This window comes from Chryseobacterium sp. 'Rf worker isolate 10' (assembly GCF_050753305.1).
Lineage (GTDB): Bacteria > Bacteroidota > Bacteroidia > Flavobacteriales > Weeksellaceae > Chryseobacterium.
In genome coordinates this window covers 70,375-92,034 of sequence record NZ_JBOZOF010000005.1, presented here as the reverse complement: position 1 = coordinate 92,034, position 21,660 = coordinate 70,375, and the positions used below count along the sequence as shown (strand labels likewise).

23 protein-coding genes are annotated in these 21,660 nt (G+C 35.7%); 9 read left to right on the top strand and 14 right to left on the bottom strand.

From position 1 onward, the window contains the following. Nucleotides 1–2: 2 nt before the first annotated feature. The 3 genes from LKL37_RS20180 to LKL37_RS20170 form a co-directional block, all read right to left on the bottom strand. Nucleotides 3–425 (bottom strand): deoxycytidylate deaminase, encoded by a 423-nt coding sequence (locus LKL37_RS20180; protein ID WP_076356921.1) that lies wholly within the window; start codon nt 423–425, stop codon nt 3–5. 54 nt (nt 426–479) lie between these two features. Next, nucleotides 480–1,247, bottom strand: a complete 768-nt coding sequence (locus LKL37_RS20175; protein WP_431612228.1) for an enoyl-CoA hydratase-related protein — start codon at nt 1,245–1,247, stop codon at nt 480–482. A 105-nt stretch (nt 1,248–1,352) separates the two neighbouring features. After that, complete coding sequence (locus LKL37_RS20170) at nt 1,353–2,840, bottom strand: catalase (RefSeq protein WP_431612227.1); 1,488 nt, start codon at nt 2,838–2,840, stop codon at nt 1,353–1,355. Nucleotides 2,841–2,972: 132 nt separating this feature from the next. On the opposite strand from LKL37_RS20170, the gene LKL37_RS20165 reads away from it, so the two are divergent. From LKL37_RS20165 to LKL37_RS20125, 9 genes are all read left to right on the top strand, one after another. Continuing rightward, a complete protein-coding gene (locus tag LKL37_RS20165; RefSeq protein ID WP_047428937.1) occupies nt 2,973–3,923 on the top strand; it encodes a LysR substrate-binding domain-containing protein in 951 nt (316 codons plus the stop codon). Nucleotides 3,924–4,161: 238 nt separating this feature from the next. Then, nucleotides 4,162–5,442, top strand: coding sequence for a methionine adenosyltransferase (gene metK, locus LKL37_RS20160; protein ID WP_431612226.1), 1,281 nt, complete (start codon nt 4,162–4,164; stop codon nt 5,440–5,442). Between the two features lie 84 nt (nt 5,443–5,526). Beyond that, on the top strand, nt 5,527–6,018 hold the full coding sequence (locus LKL37_RS20155) for a hypothetical protein (RefSeq protein WP_431612225.1): 492 nt from the start codon (nt 5,527–5,529) through the stop codon (nt 6,016–6,018). 193 nt (nt 6,019–6,211) lie between these two features. Further along, entirely contained in the window at nt 6,212–6,802 is a 591-nt protein-coding gene (locus LKL37_RS20150) for an RNA polymerase sigma factor (RefSeq protein ID WP_431612224.1), read from the top strand. A gap of 202 nt (nt 6,803–7,004) precedes the next feature. After that, nucleotides 7,005–7,700 (top strand): YjjG family noncanonical pyrimidine nucleotidase, encoded by a 696-nt coding sequence (locus tag LKL37_RS20145; RefSeq protein ID WP_431612223.1) that lies wholly within the window; start codon nt 7,005–7,007, stop codon nt 7,698–7,700. A 235-nt stretch (nt 7,701–7,935) separates the two neighbouring features. After that, nucleotides 7,936–8,385: a PepSY-like domain-containing protein gene (locus LKL37_RS20140; protein WP_431612222.1), complete on the top strand. Its 450-nt coding sequence runs from the start codon at nt 7,936–7,938 to the stop codon at nt 8,383–8,385. Between the two features lie 35 nt (nt 8,386–8,420). Further along, a complete protein-coding gene (locus LKL37_RS20135) occupies nt 8,421–8,627 on the top strand; it encodes a hypothetical protein (protein WP_431612221.1) in 207 nt (68 codons plus the stop codon). A 164-nt stretch (nt 8,628–8,791) separates the two neighbouring features. Further along, nucleotides 8,792–9,463, top strand: coding sequence for a response regulator transcription factor (locus LKL37_RS20130; protein ID WP_431612220.1), 672 nt, complete (start codon nt 8,792–8,794; stop codon nt 9,461–9,463). Beyond that, a complete protein-coding gene (locus LKL37_RS20125; RefSeq protein ID WP_431612219.1) occupies nt 9,463–10,749 on the top strand; it encodes a sensor histidine kinase in 1,287 nt (428 codons plus the stop codon). The genes LKL37_RS20130 and LKL37_RS20125 overlap by 1 nt, the downstream gene beginning before the upstream one ends. A gap of 73 nt (nt 10,750–10,822) precedes the next feature. On the opposite strand, the gene trpS is transcribed toward LKL37_RS20125, so the two are convergent. The 11 genes from trpS to LKL37_RS20070 form a co-directional block, all read right to left on the bottom strand. Further along, nucleotides 10,823–11,791 (bottom strand): tryptophan--tRNA ligase, encoded by a 969-nt coding sequence (gene trpS, locus LKL37_RS20120; protein WP_431612218.1) that lies wholly within the window; start codon nt 11,789–11,791, stop codon nt 10,823–10,825. Nucleotides 11,792–12,045: 254 nt separating this feature from the next. Continuing rightward, entirely contained in the window at nt 12,046–12,690 is a 645-nt protein-coding gene (locus tag LKL37_RS20115; RefSeq protein WP_431612217.1) for a SanA/YdcF family protein, read from the bottom strand. A 14-nt stretch (nt 12,691–12,704) separates the two neighbouring features. Beyond that, nucleotides 12,705–13,343 carry a lipoprotein signal peptidase gene (locus LKL37_RS20110; RefSeq protein ID WP_431612216.1) on the bottom strand — a complete coding sequence of 213 codons (639 nt, stop codon included), beginning with the start codon at nt 13,341–13,343 and terminating at the stop codon, nt 12,705–12,707. Next, nucleotides 13,343–13,537, bottom strand: coding sequence for a DUF2683 family protein (locus LKL37_RS20105; protein WP_431612215.1), 195 nt, complete (start codon nt 13,535–13,537; stop codon nt 13,343–13,345). The genes LKL37_RS20110 and LKL37_RS20105 overlap by 1 nt, the downstream gene beginning before the upstream one ends. 16 nt (nt 13,538–13,553) lie before the next feature. Continuing rightward, nucleotides 13,554–13,799 (bottom strand): DUF6576 domain-containing protein, encoded by a 246-nt coding sequence (locus tag LKL37_RS20100; RefSeq protein ID WP_105702373.1) that lies wholly within the window; start codon nt 13,797–13,799, stop codon nt 13,554–13,556. Between the two features lie 78 nt (nt 13,800–13,877). Beyond that, complete coding sequence (locus tag LKL37_RS20095) at nt 13,878–14,258, bottom strand: TraR/DksA family transcriptional regulator (protein WP_002983772.1); 381 nt, start codon at nt 14,256–14,258, stop codon at nt 13,878–13,880. Between the two features lie 58 nt (nt 14,259–14,316). Beyond that, nucleotides 14,317–17,712: an isoleucine--tRNA ligase gene (gene ileS, locus LKL37_RS20090; RefSeq protein WP_431612214.1), complete on the bottom strand. Its 3,396-nt coding sequence runs from the start codon at nt 17,710–17,712 to the stop codon at nt 14,317–14,319. 237 nt (nt 17,713–17,949) lie between these two features. Continuing rightward, on the bottom strand, nt 17,950–18,267 hold the full coding sequence (locus tag LKL37_RS20085; RefSeq protein ID WP_431612213.1) for a hypothetical protein: 318 nt from the start codon (nt 18,265–18,267) through the stop codon (nt 17,950–17,952). A 36-nt stretch (nt 18,268–18,303) separates the two neighbouring features. Then, the gene (locus tag LKL37_RS20080; protein WP_431612212.1) at nt 18,304–18,594 is read right to left on the bottom strand and encodes a hypothetical protein; all 291 of its coding nucleotides are present in this window, start codon (nt 18,592–18,594) and stop codon (nt 18,304–18,306) included. 53 nt (nt 18,595–18,647) lie between these two features. Next, nucleotides 18,648–18,938: a hypothetical protein gene (locus LKL37_RS20075; RefSeq protein ID WP_431612211.1), complete on the bottom strand. Its 291-nt coding sequence runs from the start codon at nt 18,936–18,938 to the stop codon at nt 18,648–18,650. A 5-nt stretch (nt 18,939–18,943) separates the two neighbouring features. Continuing rightward, a complete protein-coding gene (locus LKL37_RS20070) occupies nt 18,944–21,598 on the bottom strand; it encodes a hypothetical protein (RefSeq protein WP_431612210.1) in 2,655 nt (884 codons plus the stop codon). Nucleotides 21,599–21,660: the final 62 nt, after the last annotated feature.

Below are 21,660 nucleotides of genomic sequence, written 5' to 3'. Positions count from 1 at the left end.
GCTTATTTTTTTAGTTCACAGTCCGATATTTGTTCTATTTCAATGTTATGGTTCCTCAGAAACGATATTCCATCGTCATCCGAATACTCATTAATGTACACCAGTCTCGCAATTCCTGCCTGTAAAATCAGCTTGCTGCATTCTTTACAGGGAGACAGCGTCAAATATAACGTTGCCCCTTTTGCAGATTGAGTGGAAGCGGCCAGCTTTAATATAGCATTGGCTTCCGCATGCAATACGTACCAGTGTGTTTTCCCTTCTCCATCTTCACAGCAGTTTTCGAATCCCGAAGGAGTTCCGTTGTAACCATCTGAAATAATCATCCTATCTTTTACGATAAGAGCTCCCACCTGTTTTCTCTTACAGTAGGAGAGTTTTGCCCATTCCTGAGCCATTTTTAGATAAGCTTTATCAAACTTATTCATACCGCAGCATTGTTTTTTTTCGAAATAATTTGGATTAAAATCTTTTAGAAAGATTTAGAAGTTAGGCTTTCTCTTCTCTAGAAACGCATTAACTCCTTCTTTCTTATCTTCCATTTCAAAAAGTTCACCGAAATATTTTATTTCAGTTTCAAAACCTTTCTCCGTGTCAGATAAATTCACGGCATTTATAGCCTTCGAGATTGCCATTGGTGAATTGTGAGCAATCGTATTTGCTAATTCTTTCGTTTTGGTTAATAATTCTTCAATAGGGTATACTTCATTTACCAGTCCGATCTCTTTTGCCTTTTGGGCGGGGATCATTTTGGCAGAGAAGATCATTTCGTTGGCAATACCTTTTCCTACAAGCTTTGGAAGCCTTTGAGTTCCTCCATACCCCGGGATTAATCCAAGAGTTACTTCAGGAAGTCCTAATTTGGCGTTTTCCGATGCATATCTGATATGGCATGCCATGGCAAGCTCTAAACCTCCCCCTAATGCAAAACCGTTTACGGCTGCAATGACAGGTTTAGACATGTTTTCTATTTTATTGAACAATATATTTTGTCCGTTTCTTGCAAGTTCTTCAGCTTTTTCCTGTCCGAAATCACTGAATTCTTTAATATCAGCTCCCGCTACAAAAGATTTCTCTCCACTTCCGGTAAGGATAATTACCCTGCAGGAATTGTCGGTAGTAAGCTCGTCCATTGCGGTACTGATCTCCTGAATTGTTTTTGCATTTAATGCATTTAAACTTTCAGGTCTGTTTATGGTAATGATAGATAATTTATCTTCTTTTTTTAATAATATGTTCTCGTAACTCATTTTTCCACTTTAAAATATCATCCTTTGCAAATTATGAATTTTTTACAAAAAAAAGGAAAAAATATTATTTTTTTTTCCTTTTTTTTAATTTATCGTTCAATATGATTATTTGGAATGATTCATCATATTTGCATCAATATTTACATTTAGCTGAGAAGCTACTTTCATGCCAAGCTCAATATTGGCACGGAAAAAGTGACACAATTGTCGGTTGATAATTTCATCTTTTTTCGGTCCGGTGATGCCTTTCATGCTGCCTATAATATTTTTAATCAAATGATCTCGGTCTTCAGCATTCATTGCTTTTGAATATAAAAGTCCGGGTTGAGTGTAGTGATCACTGTCATTATCATTTCTGTTATAGCTTGCCACGTGAGCACTATCTAATTCATATTCAAAGTTTTTGTAATCAGAATCTGCTTTAATTTCATCGAAGCTGTTCGGGTGATAATTAGGTTTGTCCTGATAATAGCTTGAATCTGCCATAAATCCGTCTCTCTGGTAGTTGTTAACTTCAAAAGGACATCTGTTCACTTCCAGCTGATGAGAGTTTACTCCCACTCTGTAGCGGTGTGCATCAGGATAGGAGAATAATCTTCCCTGAAGCATCTTGTCCGGTGAGAAGCTGATTCCATTAATAAGGTTGCTTGGTGAAAAAGTAGATTGCTCCACATGAGCAAAGTAATTAACAGGTACTTCATTCAGTTCCATTTCTCCCACCTCGATCAAAGGGAAATCATCATGGAACCATACTTTGGTTACATCAAAAGGATTCCATCTGAAATCTTTTGCCTGTTCCTCTGTCATTACCTGTATATATAAGGTCCATTTCGGGAAATCACCGTTCTCGATTGCGCTGCAAAGATCTTCCTGGGCAAAGTCCGGGTTTTCTCCGGCCATTTTTACTGCTTCTTCGTCAGTGAAGTTTTTTACGCCCTGCTTTGTCTTGAAATGGAATTTTACCCATACTCTTTCATTTTTATCATTGATCATGGAGAAAGTATGAGATCCGAAACCATGCATGTGTCTGTAGCCATGCGGAGTTCCTCTATCCGACATTAATATAAGAACCTGATGAAGTGATTCAGGATTTAAGCTCCAGAAATCCCACATCATCGTAGCACTTTTTAAGTTTGTTTTCGGGACTCTTTTTTGAGTATGAATAAAATCCGGGAATTTTTTTGCATCCTTAATAAAGAATACCGGAGTGTTGTTTCCTACAAGATCCCAGTTTCCATCTTCAGTATAAAATTTTAAGGCAAAGCCTCTTGGATCTCTTGCAGTATCTGCACTTCCTTTTTCTCCACCTACCGTAGAAAATCTCGCAAACATTCTGCATGAATTTCCTACTTTTGAAAACAGCTTTGCTTTCGTGTACTGGCTGATGTCATGCGTTACGGTAAAAGTTCCGTAAGCTCCGCTTCCTTTGGCATGCACAATTCTTTCAGGAATTCTTTCCCTAACGAAATGCGCAAGATTTTCCTGAAGGATAAAGTCTTGCAGCAATACCGGGCCTCTTGGTCCTACCGTCTGTGAATCCTGATGTTCAAAATAAGGTGCGCCGTTACTTAACGTTAATTTTTTAGAATCCATATCATTATGATTTGTATAAATGTTTTTCTTTTTCTAAATCCAAGTGTAAAGGTAATGAATATCAAATTTACTTGAATTTTTAATTGCTAATAGCAAAAACGTTATATCTTTGTAATAGATAATATTAATCAAATGAACATTCAGCAACTGGAGTATCTTATCGCTGTTGATAAGTATAAACATTTTGGTAAAGCCGCTCAGGCGTGTTTTATTACCCAACCTACGTTAAGTGCCATGATACAGAAATTTGAGGATGAACTGGATGTGAAGGTGTTCGACAGGACTACCCATCCGATTCGTACCACGGATGTAGGTCTTCAGATTATTGATCAGGCAAAGGTGATTATTGAGTCTGTCAATGAGTTGAAAAACAAAGCTAATCTTTTGAATAATATTTTAGGAGGAACTATCAATCTGGGTATTATTCCTACTGTTTCTTCTTTCATCCTTCCGACGGAAATTTTCAAATTCCTTGAAGATAATCCGAAGATCCAGATGAATGTAAAAGAAATGACCACTGATAATATTATTAAAGCTTTAAAAGCCGGAGAACTGGATGCGGGAATTATCTCTACTCCGTATGATACTGCTGATGAGTTTTACCAGGATTTCCTTTTCAATGAAGAGCTGATGATTTACAGTTCCAATACAGAAGCCAATAAAAAGAACTCTTATATCATTCCGGAAGATCTGAATGTAGAAAAAGTTTGGCTGCTTGAAGAAGGAAACTGTCTGAGAAATCAGTTTGAAAATATCTGTCATCTGAAAGAAAATACTTTGAAGCCTAAGAATTTGGACTTCTTAGCTTCCAATATCCAGACTTTGGTACACATGGTAGATAAAGTAGGAGGAATCAGTATTCTGCCTGAGCTTGCATTGAGCCAGCTTTCAGAAGAGCAGAAGAAAAATGTTTTCAGATTCAAAAAACCTTTCCCTTATCGAGAAATCAGTATTATTTATTATAAGCCAACTTTTAAGCAAAAAATTATTGATGAATTGTCACATTCTATCAAGACTTCTTTAGAACTTAAGCTGAATTATCACGAAAGTCCGAAGGAATTTGTAAGCATTAAGCCTCAGTAATGGAAATGCTTTAAAGTGATAGAAATCATCAATTTAAATAAAAGTGTAATTAATAAACAAAATTTTTGAGTATTACGAAAATAGTGCTTAAATTTGCTGACGTTTATTACGAGGAAAAATTTGACCTGATTGCAACCTCTATAAAAATATGCTAAAACAGTATTCTTTTTTCTGGGCAATTTCATTCATATTTTTCGCAAACACTATTTTTTTAATTTTTTAAAAACAAAAGAATTATATGTCTTATTTATTTACATCTGAATCAGTTTCAGAAGGACATCCGGATAAAATTGCCGACCAAATTTCCGATGCATTAATCGACCATTTTTTAGCATACGATAAAGACTCAAAAGTAGCATGTGAAACTCTTGTAACGACTGGACAGGTGGTATTGGCAGGAGAAGTAAAATCTGATGCTTATCTTGATGTACAGACAATTGCCAGAGAAGTAATCAACGGAATTGGATATACAAAAGGAGAGTATATGTTCAATGGAGATTCTTGTGGAGTAATTTCTGCAATCCATGAGCAGTCACCTGACATCAATCAGGGTGTTGACAGAGCTGTAAATGATGAGTCTTTTGAAGCCAAAGCAAATGCTCAGGGAGCGGGAGACCAGGGAATGATGTTCGGGTATGCTACCAATGAAACGGCTAATTATATGCCTCTTGCATTGGATCTTGCACACACGATTCTTAAAGAACTTTCTGCAATCAGAAGAGAAAATAAGGAAATCACTTACCTTCGTCCTGATGCAAAAAGCCAGGTAACAATTGAGTATTCTGACGATCATAAGCCCATCAGAATTGATTCTATTGTAGTTTCTACTCAGCACGATGACTTCGGAGCAGAAGAAGAGATGTTGAACAAGATCCGCGAGGATATTAAAAATATTCTGGTTCCTAGAGTTGTTGCACAACAAACAGAGGAAATTAAAGCTTTATTCAACGATCAAATTAAATATCATATCAATCCTACAGGGAAATTCGTAATCGGAGGACCTCACGGAGATACAGGTCTTACAGGGAGAAAAATCATCGTTGATACGTACGGTGGTAAAGGTGCTCACGGAGGAGGTGCTTTCTCTGGAAAAGATCCTTCTAAAGTAGACAGAAGTGCTGCTTATGCTACAAGACATATTGCTAAAAACTTAGTGGCTGCAGGAGTTGCTGATGAAGTTTTGGTACAGGTTTCTTATGCAATTGGTGTAGCTGAGCCTTGTGGTTTATACATCAATACTTACGGAACTGCAAAAATAGATCTTCATGATGGTGAGATTGCGAAAAAAGTTTCTACGATTTTCGATTTAAGACCTTATGCTATTGAGCAGAACTTAAAATTAAGAAATCCTATTTATCAGGAAACTGCTTCTTACGGGCACATGGGTAAAGAGCATTATGTAGCTGATAAAACTTTCAATAAAGGACATAAAAAAGAGCTTACATTGAAGGGGCTTGAGTTCTTTACTTGGGAGAAATTAGACAAAGTAGAGGAAATTAAAGCCGCTTTTGGAATTTAATTTCCCTTAAAGAATAATAAATGAACTGCTTTATCTCTGGATAAGGCAGTTTTTTTTAATTTTACACCTTAATAATATAGAAAGATGATGAATTTTCGAACTGTAGTTGCCGTCCTGTCTCTGTTTTTGCTAAGTACATTGGTAAAAGCTCAATACACTATGCATAAGATGATCAGCGTAGGATATACTTACCAGAACCAAAGCTTTGGTGAAGTAGGAGGTAAATTGCTTTTCCTTAAAAATGACGATGTTATTTACAGACTGGGAGGATCTGCTTTGATGGGAGTTGCAGATTCCAAATTTGCTATCATGCCAAAGCTGCAGGCAGATGTTCTTCTTAATTTTGAAAAAAATGTAGATTTCTATCATTCTTATTACTTTTTAGCCGGAGTGGAAGGAACTACTAAATATATTGCTCCGAAGATTGGAGTTACGCTGTTTGGGATGCTGGATCTTACAGGAGGCTATGCTTTTCCTATTGGTGATACCCGATTGAACGGAAAAGAGATGAAAGGATTGAATATTAATTTTACATTAAATATCCCTACCGTGTTCATTCATGACATGTTTAAATGATTTTTTTTAGATTTTTCTCTATAAAATTTAATAATAGGTTAACAGTTATTAAAAAATTATTATATTTACATCATAATAATTGTACCCGCCTATTGAAGAGACTCTACTCTAGAACTGTTTTGTTTATGCAGCAAAGACCAGATAAAATGTCTGGAGGAATGCTTGTCTGCAATTATTTATATTGAGAAGAGTTATGAAATCAAAATCGGATAGTTTACTAATTTCCCTTTACCAGAAAGGAGACGAGGGTGCATTGTCAACCCTTATTCACCGACATCAGAGAGAACTGTTTACATTCATTTTTTACAAAATTAATGATGAAGATTTAGCTAATGATATTTTTCAGGATACTTTCATGAAGATTATTGTTATGCTGAAAGAAGGACGATATAACGAAGAAGGTAAATTTATTCTTTGGGCGAAAAGAATTTCCCACAATTTAATCATTGATCATTTCAGGTCAAAAGCAAAGAATATCAAAGTTTCAGAAACTACTTTTGAAACGGATGAGTATTCTATTTTTGATTTGATCAGAGAGCCTTCAGAAAATATTGAAGATCAGCTTGTAACGAATCAGATTCAGGAAGATCTTTTGAGGATGTTGCAGTTTTTGCCGCTTAACCAACAGGAGGTCATCAAACTGAGGTTTTTTGATGGTTTGAGTTTCAAAGAAATTGCAGATCATACAGAGATGAGTATTAATACAACCTTAGGCAGGGTGAGATATGCATTGATCAACCTGAGAAAAATCATGGATGAAAACAACATAATCTTAACCAGATAAATAATATTTTAGGAAATTTCACGTTTTAAGGAAAACATAATTCGCTTATGAAAAAAAATGACTCCTTAAAAGTGAAAACTTTGAAACCTAAGAAACAAACAATTGATTTTTTGCTGAATTTTTCTAAAAGCCTTGAAATTGTTAAAAGCAAGAGCAAAAATTATCCTATTACAAAAAATTAAAATTATTAACTTTGTGCTGTATGAAAATGCAGCATGTTTTTTTTGACCTGGATAATACACTCTGGGATCACCGCAGAAATGCCTATCTTACCATCAAAGACCTTTTTGAAAAACAGGAGATTACTTCAAAGTATACTATAGACTTTGAAGAGTTTCACGCTGTTTACCATGATATCAACGAAGAGTTGTGGGAAAAGATCAGAGACGGAATTATTGGCAAAGAGTACTTGAGAAAACACCGTTTTTATGATTCATTTAAACATTTTGGAGTAGATAATAAAGAACTTGCTCTTTATTTTGAAGAACACTTCCTGGATAATATTGTGAGTCATAACGAACTGGTAGAAGGAGCTGAGGATGTTTTGGAATATCTGAAAGCTAAGAATTATACATTACACATTATTTCCAACGGATTTCAGGAGGTAACAGAAAGGAAATGTACCCTGTCCGGAATTGCCCCTTATTTTAAGACAATTACCAGTGCAGATGCCGTGGGAGTGAGAAAACCTAATCCAAGGATTTTTGAATACTCGCTGGGACTTTCGGAGGCTAAAAAAGAAGAAAGTATCCTGATTGGAGATGACTGGATTGCAGATGCTATGGGAGCAACGGATTTCGGGATGGAAGCGATTTTCTTTGATGTCTATAAAGAAGACAAGCAAAGGGAAGGTTTAAAAGCCATTACCCATCTTCAGCAGATTAAAGAATATTTATAAAATATAACAGTATAAAATCTAATAAAAAGCCGCTAAGTTCAACTTAGCGGCTTTTATATTTTCAGGACTAATTATGCATTTTGAAAATCGACACAAACATCCGTGATCATCCGTGCCAATCTGTGGATAAATTAAATTCCTCCCTGCTTATTTTCCAACAAAATCATTTTTCCTAATTCTTTCCCAAATTGATTGAGAACTTTGCTCCATAATAATAACAGAAAAATGTAATAGTATGAAAAATGTAAAGAAAATCACCGGAGTAATAATGATGATGTTTTTATTGAAGGGAGGATTTATTTCTGCACAGGACAGAGCAATCAGTGCTAATCAGCTGCCGAAAACGGCTAAAAACTTTCTTTCTTCCCATTTTAAAGGAATACCGGTAAGCTCAGCAATAGAAGACAGAGAAATCTATGGTGTAGATGAATACAAAGTATATCTGACCAATGGGATGAAAATGGAGTTCGACAGCGGTGGAAACTGGAAAGAAGTAGATGGTAAACACCAGAAAGTTCCTTATGGTTTCATTCCGGTATCAATCAGAAATTACAGCACTAAAAATTTCCCCAATACCTACATCATTAAGATCGAAAAGAAAAGATGGTCTTACAAAGCAGAACTTTCTAACGGACTGGAGCTTGAGTTCGACAGAAATGGGAATTTTAAAAGAATTGATGATTAACACTTCACTTAATACAAACACTAAATAGTAATAATATGGTCAACTGGAATTTAATAAACAGCAGCGGAAGAAAGATTTCTTCTGCACAGATTAGAAAAAATATGGTTTCATTTCTAACAAGGAATCATCCTTGCAGCGTAATTGATTCCATCGAAAGAAAATATAATGCTTATAAAATTCAACTGATGAGCGGTTTATGTCTTGTTTTTGATGCAGACGGCCGATATGTCAAATCGAATTGATTTTAAGGAAGTAAGTTGGAGGCTGGAAGAGGGAAATGATAGCAAGTTTCATAAATTGAAGGTGTTCAAATAACGTCTAGCTTCCCATCTCAGTCCTTCCCGTTTATAATTTCATATATTTGATATACATTAATGAAGCAGCAGAATATACAGATCCAGAAAATATGAAGATTTTAATAGTAGAAGATGAACCCGAACTGAAAGATACAGTACAGAAATTTCTGGAAGCAGAACATTTCATTGTAGAGTATGCAGAAAATTACAGCAGCGGGCTGGAGAAAATTATTTCTTATGAATATGACTGTATTTTGCTGGATATTATGCTGCCAGACGGAAATGGAATAGATCTGCTGAAAGAAATCAAAAAAATGCATAAAAAAGATCCTGTGATCATTCTTTCTGCCAAAGATTCTGTAGATGATAAGGTGACCGGACTGGAAATAGGGGCTGATGATTATCTTGCAAAACCTTTCCATCTTGCGGAGCTGATGGCGAGGATCAAGTCTGTGATCAGAAGAAAAAATCAGGATGGCGAAAATATCATCCGATACAAAAATATAAGCATTGATCCGGAGAACAGAACAGTGAAAATTGGAGAAGAGGAGCTGGCTCTGAATCGTAAAGAATACGATCTTTTGTATTATTTTGTGATTCATCCGGAAAAAACATTGCAAAAGACAACGCTGGCAGAAGCGATCTGGGGAGATTATATAGATCAGGCAGACAGTCTGGATTTTATTTATTCCCAAATCAAAAATCTTCGTAAAAAATTAAAAACACTCAATGCAGAAACCGATTTTCAGGCTGTGTACGGAATAGGATATAAATTCATCTGATGAAAGTTTCATTAAAATACTACACCATAAAATACCTGATCATGATCCTGCTGTTTATTATTGCGGTTTGGGCAGGGCTGTTTTATGCGTATATTCTGGATGAAGTGCATGACAACGTAGATGATGGATTGAGGAACCGGAAAATACAGATCATTAAAGCTGTTTATCTTAATCCTCAGCTTTTGAATAATAATGATTTTGGATTTAATGAATTTAAAATCAACCCGATCAAAACTGAAGAATATCAAAACAAAAGCAGGCTTTACAACAAGATGTACTACATGGAATATGATGATAAAGACCAGCCGTACCGGGTTCTTGAGGCGGACTTTATTGATCAGTTCAAAAAGAATCAACGGCTTGTCATAAGAACTTCCACTGTAGAAGAAGATGAATTGATCTACGATCTTACGACTGCCTTGATTGTACTTTATATCCTTTTGGTCATAAGTATCGTGGCTGTCAACGGATATCTTCTTAATAAAGCGATGAGACCGTTTTACCGGATTTTGGATAAACTAAAAAAATACCAGTTCGGAATCCCTTTTTCTCAGGAAAAACAAAATTACAAAATCACTGAGTTTGAAGAATTAAATGTGGAAATCAATGAAATGATTGAGCGTAATGAACTTGTTTTTTATCAGCAGAAACAGTTTATTGAAAATGCTTCTCATGAGCTTCAGACTCCTTTGGCGATTGTGATCAATAAGATTGATCTCATGATTCAGAATGATGATCTTGATAAAAAGAATCTGACCTTTCTTACTGAAGTGAAAAATGATCTGAGAAGAATGGTGGGTTTAAATAAATCCTTACTCATGCTTTCTAAAATTGAGAACAGCCAGTTTAATAAAACGTCAGATGTTAATTTTAACTGGATGATTGCTCAATTGGTTCAGAATTATGATGATTTCATTGCATTTAAAAAAGTAGAAGTCAATATCATTGAGAAAGGGCAATTTATGGAGGATTTTAATCAGGATCTGGCAGATATTCTGTTATCCAATCTTCTTAAAAATGCTGTTAAATACAACAATGAAGAAGGAACCTTAAATATTATCGTTGAAAATAACAGGATCACATTCCAAAATAGCGGAACATCTGTACCTTTAGATAAATCAAGAATTTTTAACCGTTTTTATAAGCAGGGATCAGATCATACCTCTACCGGATTGGGACTTTCGATCATTAAAACCATTATCAAACAATATCCGGGCTGGGATATCAATTATGAGTTTGAAGATAAAATGCATTACTTTATCCTTACAAAGAATAATGTCCGTTAAAAGGCAATATCGATCAATAGAAAATAGAAAAAGCCTTTCGTTTGAAAGGCTTTCTTATGTTTAAAACTCAGAATTAAAATCCTAAGCTTGTTCTTACTCTTTTAAGAGTTTCCAGCGCAATAGGTCTGGTTTTCTCGGCGCCCTGCTGAAGTTTTGCTTCAAGCTCTTCAAGATTGTTCATGTAATAACTGAATGTTTCTCTTTCCTTCTCAAAACGTACCAGAATAAGATCCAGCAATTCTTTTTTAGCATGTCCGTAACCGAAATTTCCGGCAAGATATTTTGCTCTTAATTCTTCAGTCTGTTCAGGCGTAGCAACAAGCTGATAAATCTGGAATGTCTTATCCGTTTCAGGATCCTTAGGTTCTTCTAAAGATTTTGAATCCGATTCAATACTCATTACCTGTTTTTTAAGTTCTTTTTCAGGTAAGAAAATATTGATGATATTTCCTCTTGATTTAGACATTTTCTGACCGTCTGTTCCAGGAACATACTTGGTGTCTTCCTGAAGTTCAGATTGTGGAAGAACAAGAATATCACCCATCTGATTGTTGAATCTTGAGGCCACATCTCTTGCAAATTCCAGGTGCTGAAGCTGATCCTTACCTACAGGTACAATTTCAGCATCATACAGTAAAATATCTGCAGCCATCAGAATAGGGTAGGTAAACAGTCCGGCATTCACATCCTGAAGTCTGTCTGCCTTATCCTTAAATGAATGGGCTAATGTTAATCTTTGATAAGGAAAAAAACATGATAAATGCCAAGAAAGTTCACAGGTTTCAGCGATATCACTTTGTCTGTAGAAATATGTTTTTTCAGTATCTAATCCACAAGCAAGCCAAGCCGCAGCAATCTCGTAGGTATTTTGTCTTAAAGTCTGCGCATCTTTTATCTGGGTAAGCGTATGAAGATTCGCAATAAATAAAAATGATTCATTTCCTTCCTGCTTGGATAGTTCAATAGCAGGAATAATGGCCCCCAATAAATTTCCAAGATGGGGTGTTCCGGTGGCTTGAATGCCGGTAAGAATTCTTGACATTTGTTTAAAATTTATATTTAAAAATTAATGAATAGCAAATTTACGAGGTTTGCGGGGAATAATGGATAAAAAAAGTAAAAAGTAAAAAGTAAAAAGTAAAAAGTTTATTATTAACATTCAATAGGGGGGCTTTAGCCCAGCCAGATTAAAAAAGCATCTCCATTGGCTTTAGCCAAAACCTATCAATCAGCAAAATCTCAATATCTTTCTACACAATTATCTGTGAAAATCTGTGCAATCCGTGGTTGAAAAAACTATGGAATCACAATTTTCTCTCCTCCAAATTTAGGCTCTACCCCAAAAAGAAGATCCCAATACGCTTTAGCTTTAGCAAAATACTCCCTCAAATTGGTCTTTAAGCCTGCATACTTATTCACGTCTGCAGCATTATACCCAAAGGCTTCCATTCCATTTTTTCTGGCAAGGAAAACAGCTCTTTCATTGTGGAATTTCTGAGAGATAATAACCAGTTTTGTCTGGCTGAAAATATCTTTTGCTCTTACAACAGAATCCAATGTTCTGAATCCGGCGTGATCCAGAATGATTTTATCCTGTGGAACTCCACTCTCCATCAATGCCTGCTGCATATCTTCAGGCTCGTTATAATCTTTAGTGCTGTTATCACCGCTGACGATGATGTACTGTATTTTTCCGCTTTTAAATAAATCTGCAGCAGCTTGTATTCTGTTATAGAAATAAGCGTTCGGGGTTCCATTGCTTAATGTTTTGCCGGTTCCCAGTAATAATGCAGTTTTTGCTTTTGGTACATCTGTAATATTGTAGGAAACGAATGGTTCACTGTCCTTTTTGATGCTGTAATTTGCCCAGGCAATAAAAATAATTCCTGCAACGAAAAGAAGCAGGAAAATTTTAAAAATATTTTTGATTATTTTTTTCATCCGAAATATATCATTTAAAACTCCAGACCGTTCGGGAAAGCTTTTTTTCTGAATATTAATAAGAATGCGGCTCCCACAGTAATTGCGGAATCTGCAACATTGAAAATATATTTGAAGAATTCAAGATGTTTTCCTCCTATTAAAGGCCAGCTTTCAGGAACATGCCAGTCTACCAGAGGGAAGTGAAGCATATCTACCACACATCCTTTCATAAAAGTAGAGTATCCGTGTCCGAAAGGAGCAAACTTGGAAATACCACCATAGCCAATCCATCGGTCAATACTTGGGTCATATACTGTTCCGCTGTCGAAGATCATTCCGTAGAACATACCGTCAATAAGGTTTCCGATAGCGCCTGCAAAGATAACAGCCATTGGAATCAATAGATAGTTGGAAGCCCCTTCTTTAAGCCATTTTTTAAACATATAAACCATTCCTCCGATCAGGAAGATTCTCAGGATAACCAGAAAATATTTTCCGATAATTCCTCCGAAGTGAAATCCATAGGCCATTCCCGGATTTTCCACAAAGGTTAGCTTAAAACCTGGCAACACCGTTACACTATCGTCCAGATTAAAATGGGTTTTGATATAAATTTTTGAAGCCTGGTCAATTAATAACACCAAAAATGTTATCGCTAAGATCTTTTTCATTACTGCCCTTTAGGTTTTGAAGGCTTTGCAGCCGGCTTTACATTTTTATTGTCGCTTGCTTTCTTGACTACTTTCTGTCCGTTATACGAGCTTTTAACATGGGCTTTTTCAAATTTAATGCCCATTTCTTTCAGGACACCTTTCAGTGCACTTAGCTCCATTGCATTTTTTGGATGTACTATAATAGATTCCATTTCTTATATTTAATTTTTACATTTTGGACAATTCATCGAGCCGTTTTCTGTCTTTTTCAGACAAGTCATTGATTCCGTTTTTGCCCATTTTGCTTAAAAGTCTGTCGATCTCTTTCTCCCGCTCGCGTTTATCAGAATTGAATTGATCATCAATCGTATAGTTCTTCTGTTGATCAGGGAAGAATCTGTTTTTGATCCATTCTCTGTTGAAAAACAGCAGGACTATGGCGACAATAAATCCCAAAATTAATAATTCGCTCATGGGTATACATTAAAAATTAGGTTTATAAAGTATCCGTGAATACGATATAAACCCAATATTATTTTACAAACCTTACGGTTATTTTTGCATATTTTTCGCTTCGATGCTCAGCGTAGCGTGAGGAACGGCTAAAAGCCTTTCCTTAGGAATCAATTTTCCTGTTACTCTGCAAACACCATACGTTTTATTTTCGATTCTGATCAAAGCATTTTTAAGGTCACGCACGAATTTTTCCTGTCTTCCTGCCAAAATAGAATTCTGCTCTTTGCTTAATGTTTCTGCTCCTTCTTCAAAAGCTTTGAAAGTAGGTGAAGTGTCATCTGTTCCGTTATTCTGGTCGTTGATGAAACTTTCTCTGATAAGCTGAAGATCTTTTTCTGCTTTTTCTATTTTTTCTTTAATGATCGCTTTAAATTCCTGTAAATCAGCATCGCTGTATCTAACTCTTTCGTCTGACATATTCGTTCTCTTTTTTAATAAAATTATGAAATGGAATTTGAAATATAATAACTACATGTTAATTTTTTTCAACATTTATCTTAAAATTAACCTCATCTATTTCGATTTCGTTAAAATTTGAAAGTGAAGATACAATTTCTATTTTATTTGACAAGACTTCAGAAGAAATATATTCTTCATTTTTCTTAATCTCATGTAAGAAAGGAGAGTTTTCTTCTAATGTGATTGAAATTCTATCTGTCAGTTCGAAATCTTTATCTTTTCGCAGGTTTTGAATTCTGTTGATGAACTCTCTTGCGATACCTTCAGATTTTAACTCATCGGTTAACGTCAAATCTAATGCCACAGTTGTTTTTCCATCGGAAGTAACTGTCCATCCCGGGATATCTTTTGTAGAGATTTCCACATCATCAAGTGTGATCTCATATCCCTGAACATCCAATTTTCCTTCTTTTTCAAGAGCGGAAATCTGTTCTGCAGCTAGATTAGTAATCTCGGCACCTACTACTTTCATGTCTTTTCCTAATTTAGGACCAAGAGCTTTGAAGTTAGGCTTTATCTGTTTTACAATTAAATGTGATGCTTCTTCAGCATTGATTAACTGTAGTTCTTTCACATTTACTTCCTGTTTGATTAGGTCTGCTACAGCAAGAATCTGCTCTTCTGCTTTAGAATCCAATACAGGAACCAATACTTTTTGTAATGGCTGACGAACTTTTACATTTTCTTTCTTTCTCAAAGAGAAGACCATACTGGTAATGTTCTGTGCCAAATGAGTCTTTTCAACCAGATCCTGATCAATTAAGCTTTCATCAGCTACCGGGAAGTCTGTAAGGTGTACAGATTCACAGTTTTCTTTACCTGTTACTTTATTTAAATCCTGATACAGCTGATCCATAAAGAACGGAGCAATTGGAGCAGATAGTTTTGCAACAGTCTCAAGACAAGTGTATAAGGTTTGGTAAGCAGAGATTTTGTCATCAGAATAATCTCCTTTCCAGAAACGTCTTCTGCATAATCTTACATACCAGTTGCTTAAGTTATCATTCACGAAGTTACTTATTGCTCTAGCTACTCTTGTTGGTTCATAGTCTTCATAGAAAGCTTTTACTTCCTTGATCAGAAGATTAAGCTCAGAAAGGATCCATCTGTCGATTTCCGGACGGTTTTCCACTTCTTTTTCTGAATAATTGAAGCCATCCACATTTGCATATAAAGCAAAGAATGAATAGGTATTGTAAAGTGTTCCGAAGAATTTTCTTCTTACTTCGTCAATTCCTTCAATATCAAACTTCAGGTTTTCCCATGGGTTGGCATTGGAGATCATGTACCAACGGGTAGCATCCGGTCCGTATACAGCAAGTGTTTCAAACGGATCTACAGCATTTCCTAAACGTTTTGACATCTTTTGCCCGTTCTTATCCAGAACAAGACCGTTACTCATTACATTTTTATAAGCAACTGAATCAAATACGGCAGTTCCGATGGCATGAAGGGTATAGAACCATCCACGCGTCTGGTCTACACCTTCTGCGATGAAATCAGCCGGGAATGCTTTATTATTGTCTATTAATTCTTTGTTTTCAAAAGGATAATGCAACTGGGCATACGGCATAGAACCTGAATCGAACCAGACGTCGATCAAGTCGCTCTCACGTTTCATTGCTTTTCCTGAATCAGAAACCAATACTACTTTGTCTACCACATTTTTGTGAAGATCCACAAGCTCATAATTAGACTCAGACATATTTCCGATGATGAACCCTTTGAACGGGTTTTCATTCATCAATCCTGCTGCAACTGATTTTTCTATCTCGTTGTACAATTCTTCTACAGAACCGATGATCTTTTCTTCTTTCAAATCATCTGTTCTCCAGATTGGCAACGGAATACCCCAATATCTTGAGCGGGAAAGATTCCAGTCGTTTACATTTTCCAGCCAGTTGGCAAAACGTCCTTCTCCGGTAGCTTTTGGCTTCCAGTTGATTTCTTTGTTCAAATTAACCAGTCTGTCTTTTACAGCGGTCATTTTCACAAACCATGAATCAAGCGGGTAGTACAATACCGGCTTATCTGTTCTCCAGCAGTGTGGATAAGAGTGGACATATTTCTCTACTTTGAAGGCTTTGTTTTCTGTTTTCAAAAGGATGGCAAGTTCTACATCCCATGATTTCTCAGGAGCAGTTCCTTCATCGTAGTATTCGTTTTTGATATAAGTTCCGGAAAATATCGCAGGAACATTTTCTCCTTTGATGAATTTCCCCTGTAAGTCTACCAATGGTACAAGATTATCATTTTCATCTTTTACCAACATTGGCGGGATCTCAGGCTGAGCCATTTTAGCAACTCTCGCATCATCCGCACCAAAAGTAGGTGCTGTGTGAACGATACCTGTACCGTCTTCGGTCGTTACGAAATCTCCTAAGATTACTCTGAATGCATTCTCAGGATTATCATTTGGTGTAAACCAAGGAACTAATTGCTCATATCTTGTATCAACAAGTTTTTCTCCTGTAAATTCTTTTATTATTCTGAAAGGAATTACTTTCGTTTCCGGAGTGTAGCTGGCAAAATCTTCATCTGTACCTTCTGCAAATTTTTTACCGAAAACCTTAGGTAAAAGAACACTTGATAAAACAACAGTTACAGGTTCAAAGGTATATTGATTGAAGGTTTTCACTACAACATATTCAATATCTCTACCTACAGTAAGAGCCGTATTGGATGGAAGCGTCCATGGAGTCGTCGTCCATGCAAGGATATGTACATCTCCGTCAACATCATTGAACAATGTTGAAGAGTCTTTCTTTACTTTAAACTGAGCTACAACCGTTGTGTCTGAGACATCACGGTAAGTCCCGGGCTGATTCAGCTCGTGAGAAGAAAGTCCTGTTCCTGCTTTTGGTGAGTAAGGCTGGATAGTATACCCTTTGTACAACAAATCTTTGCTATACAACTGCTTCAACAACCACCAAACGGTTTCCATATATTTTGACTTGTATGTGATGTACGGATCATCAAGGTCTACCCAATATCCGATTTTCTCTGTAAGGTTATTCCATACGTCGGTATAACGCATTACTGCTTCACGGCAAGCTTTGTTATAGTCTTCAATAGAGATTTTTTTGCCAATATCTTCTTTTGTGATTCCTAATTCTTTTTCTACACCCAGTTCCACAGGAAGACCATGCGTATCCCAGCCAGCTTTACGGAAAACCTGTTTTCCGTTTTGAGTCTGGTAACGGCAGAAAATATCTTTCAATGCTCTTGCCATTACGTGGTGAATTCCAGGCATACCGTTTGCTGAAGGCGGACCTTCATAAAAAACAAACTCAGGATTTCCCTGACGAATCTCAACACTCTTATTGAAGGTTTTATTTTGTTTCCAAAATTCCGCTACATTCTCTGCTACGTCAATAAGGTTGAGGTTTTTGTATTCTTTAAATTGGCTCATTGTAAATATCTCAATATCGTTGATTAATTAAGTCTGCAAATTTACTAAAATTTGTCGGTTTTTAATATATGTTTTGTTTAGGTAATTTCTATTAAAAAGTTCAATTTCAGAAATATAAATGAAGAAAGTGAGAAAAAGTGAATGGTTAATGGTTAGTAAATGAATTTTTCAGACTGTTTTGAGTATGAAATTGAAGCCATATTATCTATAAAAAAGCCACCCGAAGGTGGCTGTAAATTATTCTAAGTCACTGAGTCTTGTTATATCCGGCCATCTTCCTGCTTCATACTCCTGAATATAGTAGTCAATGGATCTATTTGTTCCAAATACTATAATTTTACCAGTCTTATTGTCTACCAAGAATGGAGAGCAGCCTATTAGCTTTGCCTTTTCAATTTTGTCCTCTACAAATTTTTTCGAGTTAAAATAAAACATGACACCATACTCTTTTTGAATTGAACGTTTCTCTGCAATAGTAAGTTCTATTTCCCATTTTTGACTTAATTTTTTTATATAGTCTTTTGCGATTTCTATTACTTCTTGTTCTGCTAGCATGTAGTTTTTTATTTTAGTATGAAACTGGGCTTACTATTAATTCTGATTAGGATCCCAAACTCCATGAGTGCTAGGTTTCCATGTGCCATCTTCATATCCTGTTATATAATATTCTACATCATTAGAAGTTCCAAACTGAATGACTATACCGGTGTCATTTCTTACAAGGAATGGCCCATTACCTGCTAAGCGATGTTTAGAGTCTTTTGGTCCATAAGAATAGATATTTCCATAAGACTTATTTATTGTAAGTTGTTCAACAATAATCAATTCTATATTTATTTCTTCTTCGTTTAATTTGATGTATTTTTTTGCTATTTCTAGCATTTTGTTGTCTGTTAGCATATTAATTCAAATGGATAAAGTTTAATTTAAAAAAATTATGAATATTTTCCTGCTTCGTATTCTTTAATATATTCCTCCATACTTCTATTTGTTCCAAATTCTATTATTTTTCCAGTGCTCTTTTCTACTAAAAAAGGGGCATTCCCTAAAAGTTTTTCTCCCCAATTTTTAGTTTCCCAATATTTTTTTGAGTGATATATAAAGTATATACCATAATTTTTTTTAATCATTAATTCCTGTGGAAGAATAAGAGGTTCACCAATTTTGGGTTCTAGAGTTGTTAAATAAGTATTAGCAATTTCTATTATTTCATTTTCTGATAACATAATATCTATTTTTTTGGTAATATTTTTTTTGTTTTGAGTAATTTAAAATCTGGCAAATATGTGTTCTTAAGATATTTTATTGTGACAAATTCTTGTGACTCTGATTGTGCGTCTTTGAGAACTAGTCCGTCTTCTTCCATAAAAACACTTAATACATGGTCATAATCATTTGGTCCTCTATCACAATATAAAATACCTCTTTCTCCCACTTTGAAATAATTTTTATTTTGCAATGTTTCTATTTTCAAAGTAAGAAAATATCCACCGTATTTATCTGTTAAAACCTTAAGTTTTTGTGCCTCAGAAGTAGAAGCAACATTAATTTTTCCTGTTCTTAAGAAATCTTCTATAGCTTGTACCACATTTATACAATTTCTGTTAGAAATTTGTACAACTTTTTTATCTACTACGTGATGATTAAAATAAATTAATGCATCATTAAGATAATCTATTGCTGTTTCAGGAGTAATCTCAGCTTTAATAAGAGCTTCTAGCCCATCCTCAAACTCTTTTACAGTCATTTGAATGCCTGTATCGATATTCTCCGCCATCCCAGCAAGACGGCTCATTTCTTCTTCCAGTCTAGTTGTGTTACCCCCAGCTTTTATGTAGAGATAATCTAGGAATTTTCCTGTTCTTCCTAAAGAATCTGCTTGAAAGAATTTTTTCCCTTTATAAAGTACCGCTATTTCTTTCGCCGCATTCTCCACAAAAAGCACTCTCAGCTTCTCAAAATCAGAAGAATGTGTGATAGCCTTTTCAACGCTGGCTTTTGAAAGAACATTTAATCCATTTTTAGAATAATTCCTTAAAGGAAACGAATATAATGTATTTTTGATTAACTTTTGTATGCTTTCCTGTTGACCTGAATACCTGGAAGTATACAATATTTCTACGGTGGTATCCAGTGCTTTTTCTGCCTTAGGCAGCATACTCGCCATGGCATTTGTCGCGCCCTGAACCATATAAATATCATCCCATAATTTTAAAAGATCTTGCCCTTTGGTAGTCATTTGAAGTTCATCTCTGAGCTGAGTCTCTATATAAAAATCTGAAAGAGCAACTCCGATATCTACATAAGCCACATATAAGGGCAACCCCGAGACTCCGGATTCTATGGTTGCAAGACTGGCAGATATCACCATAAGATCAGCAGCAACACGAAGACACCTTAATGCGTCCTCTACTGCCTTCTTTTGGGCGATGTGATAAAGAAATAATGCCGGAACTTCAGTATCTGTTTCAAGAGTTTGAATCTTGCCGGAAGAAAGTTTTGCTTTTTCATACACTTTGAGATGCAGCATGTCCAGAGGTCTGAATTCTCCGTTTTCAATCTCATTTTCAGCTTCAATTTCCTTCGTTTTTAGATTAAATACCTTTACAGTATTAATCAAGGTGACAATATTATCAGGATCTCCTTTCATAAAATATCCTGTAAGTTCACAATGTCTTTCTATGGTGTCAGAATCTCTGCTGACTCCCAATGCGAAAAGAGAACCTCTTTGCAAAGGCTGATGAGCGTCATCCATTGCGTGCTGAGCCTGCATGAAAGCCATTACATAAATTACAAAAAGCTCTTTGTTTTCAAACATCTGCCCATGGGCAACCTGATTGGTATCTGAAATAATGCCTTTTCCCATATACACACTTTCCCCATCTAAAGAATGATAAATGTGAAGAATGAGCTTAGGATCATTTTTAATCTTTTTATAAACAAATTCTCCGGAAATAGCTGTGAGAATGCGGATGGCATATCGGCTTTTATCTCTGAAAGGCTCTACTGCCAAAGCCGCGGCTTTTCCTATTGTATCTACATTACGAAGCAATTGAGAATCAAAATTTAAGAACTGTAAAAAATGATTCCATAGCATTTCATCTGAAAGCTTCTTTGCTTTTCCTTTGTAATCTACGCCTGTCAGAGCAAAATTAGGAAGCTGATTATAGAAAAACATCAGATCATCAATTGTGGTAAGTCCGTTTCCTGCTTCTTCAAAATGAGCAATGATACCTACCTGTGCCATCTCCCGGTGATAAGGAAAAAGATAAGTGATCACATCCATATAATCTTCCACATCGCTGAGGTTAATTTTTATCGCATCAGGTGATTTCGAAGAATAGCTTATAGTGGTTTCTACTTCGTTTATTACGGTCTGGGTGGCTTCTCTGTTATATTCACGATAAGGAATATTGATGGTACAGCTGATGTTTCTTTCCCTGATTCCTATTTCTGTGTGATGGGTGTAGTTTTTAGGATCAATATAGCCAGGGCTTACATTGACCCATACTTTTTTATCAATACGTTCTAAAAAAGAGTTTTCAAACTGTTTCGGGTCTATTTTAGGCTCCTGTATGACTAATTTTTCAATCATCTTGGCCTTCACTCTTACGTTGTCAATTTTCGCAGGAGGTATTTCTTTCAGATTTACTTTTTCTACTTCTTGCGAATAGTTGATAAAGTTTTTCCTGGCGTCGAAAAGATAAGTGTTGAAATCTGTGGAAGAAGCAAGCACTCTGAAAAGTTTTCCCTCGTCTACCCAAAGGTTGGTGAAAAAAGGTTCTACGGAATTGGTAGCCACTTTTTCTCCTTTCATATCTGCCCATATTTCCCGGCTGATCCTATCAAAATCGTCCATCTTTTTTAAAGGGTCTTTAAAATTCATCTTTAAGTTTTTTCATTAATACTATTTTTATGTTCTGGTTGTTGGAAAATAAAATCAGATCA

Bases quoted from the DNA above. Each gene is read 5' to 3' on its own strand.
- LKL37_RS20180 (WP_076356921.1), bottom strand. From the start codon at position 425: ATGAATAAGTTTGATAAAGCTTATCTAAAAATGGCTCAGGAATGGGCA.
- LKL37_RS20175 (WP_431612228.1), bottom strand. From the start codon at position 1,247: ATGAGTTACGAGAACATATTATTAAAAAAAGAAGATAAATTATCTATC.
- LKL37_RS20170 (WP_431612227.1), bottom strand. From the start codon at position 2,840: ATGGATTCTAAAAAATTAACGTTAAGTAACGGCGCACCTTATTTTGAA.
- LKL37_RS20165 (WP_047428937.1), top strand. From the start codon at position 2,973: ATGAACATTCAGCAACTGGAGTATCTTATCGCTGTTGATAAGTATAAA.
- metK (WP_431612226.1), top strand. From the start codon at position 4,162: ATGTCTTATTTATTTACATCTGAATCAGTTTCAGAAGGACATCCGGAT.
- LKL37_RS20155 (WP_431612225.1), top strand. From the start codon at position 5,527: ATGATGAATTTTCGAACTGTAGTTGCCGTCCTGTCTCTGTTTTTGCTA.
- LKL37_RS20150 (WP_431612224.1), top strand. From the start codon at position 6,212: ATGAAATCAAAATCGGATAGTTTACTAATTTCCCTTTACCAGAAAGGA.
- LKL37_RS20145 (WP_431612223.1), top strand. From the start codon at position 7,005: ATGAAAATGCAGCATGTTTTTTTTGACCTGGATAATACACTCTGGGAT.
- LKL37_RS20140 (WP_431612222.1), top strand. From the start codon at position 7,936: ATGAAAAATGTAAAGAAAATCACCGGAGTAATAATGATGATGTTTTTA.
- LKL37_RS20135 (WP_431612221.1), top strand. From the start codon at position 8,421: ATGGTCAACTGGAATTTAATAAACAGCAGCGGAAGAAAGATTTCTTCT.
- LKL37_RS20130 (WP_431612220.1), top strand. From the start codon at position 8,792: ATGAAGATTTTAATAGTAGAAGATGAACCCGAACTGAAAGATACAGTA.
- LKL37_RS20125 (WP_431612219.1), top strand. From the start codon at position 9,463: ATGAAAGTTTCATTAAAATACTACACCATAAAATACCTGATCATGATC.
- trpS (WP_431612218.1), bottom strand. From the start codon at position 11,791: ATGTCAAGAATTCTTACCGGCATTCAAGCCACCGGAACACCCCATCTT.
- LKL37_RS20115 (WP_431612217.1), bottom strand. From the start codon at position 12,690: ATGAAAAAAATAATCAAAAATATTTTTAAAATTTTCCTGCTTCTTTTC.
- LKL37_RS20110 (WP_431612216.1), bottom strand. From the start codon at position 13,343: ATGAAAAAGATCTTAGCGATAACATTTTTGGTGTTATTAATTGACCAG.
- LKL37_RS20105 (WP_431612215.1), bottom strand. From the start codon at position 13,537: ATGGAATCTATTATAGTACATCCAAAAAATGCAATGGAGCTAAGTGCA.
- LKL37_RS20100 (WP_105702373.1), bottom strand. From the start codon at position 13,799: ATGAGCGAATTATTAATTTTGGGATTTATTGTCGCCATAGTCCTGCTG.
- LKL37_RS20095 (WP_002983772.1), bottom strand. From the start codon at position 14,258: ATGTCAGACGAAAGAGTTAGATACAGCGATGCTGATTTACAGGAATTT.
- ileS (WP_431612214.1), bottom strand. From the start codon at position 17,712: ATGAGCCAATTTAAAGAATACAAAAACCTCAACCTTATTGACGTAGCA.
- LKL37_RS20085 (WP_431612213.1), bottom strand. From the start codon at position 18,267: ATGCTAGCAGAACAAGAAGTAATAGAAATCGCAAAAGACTATATAAAA.
- LKL37_RS20080 (WP_431612212.1), bottom strand. From the start codon at position 18,594: ATGCTAGAAATAGCAAAAAAATACATCAAATTAAACGAAGAAGAAATA.
- LKL37_RS20075 (WP_431612211.1), bottom strand. From the start codon at position 18,938: ATGTTATCAGAAAATGAAATAATAGAAATTGCTAATACTTATTTAACA.
- LKL37_RS20070 (WP_431612210.1), bottom strand. From the start codon at position 21,598: ATGAATTTTAAAGACCCTTTAAAAAAGATGGACGATTTTGATAGGATC.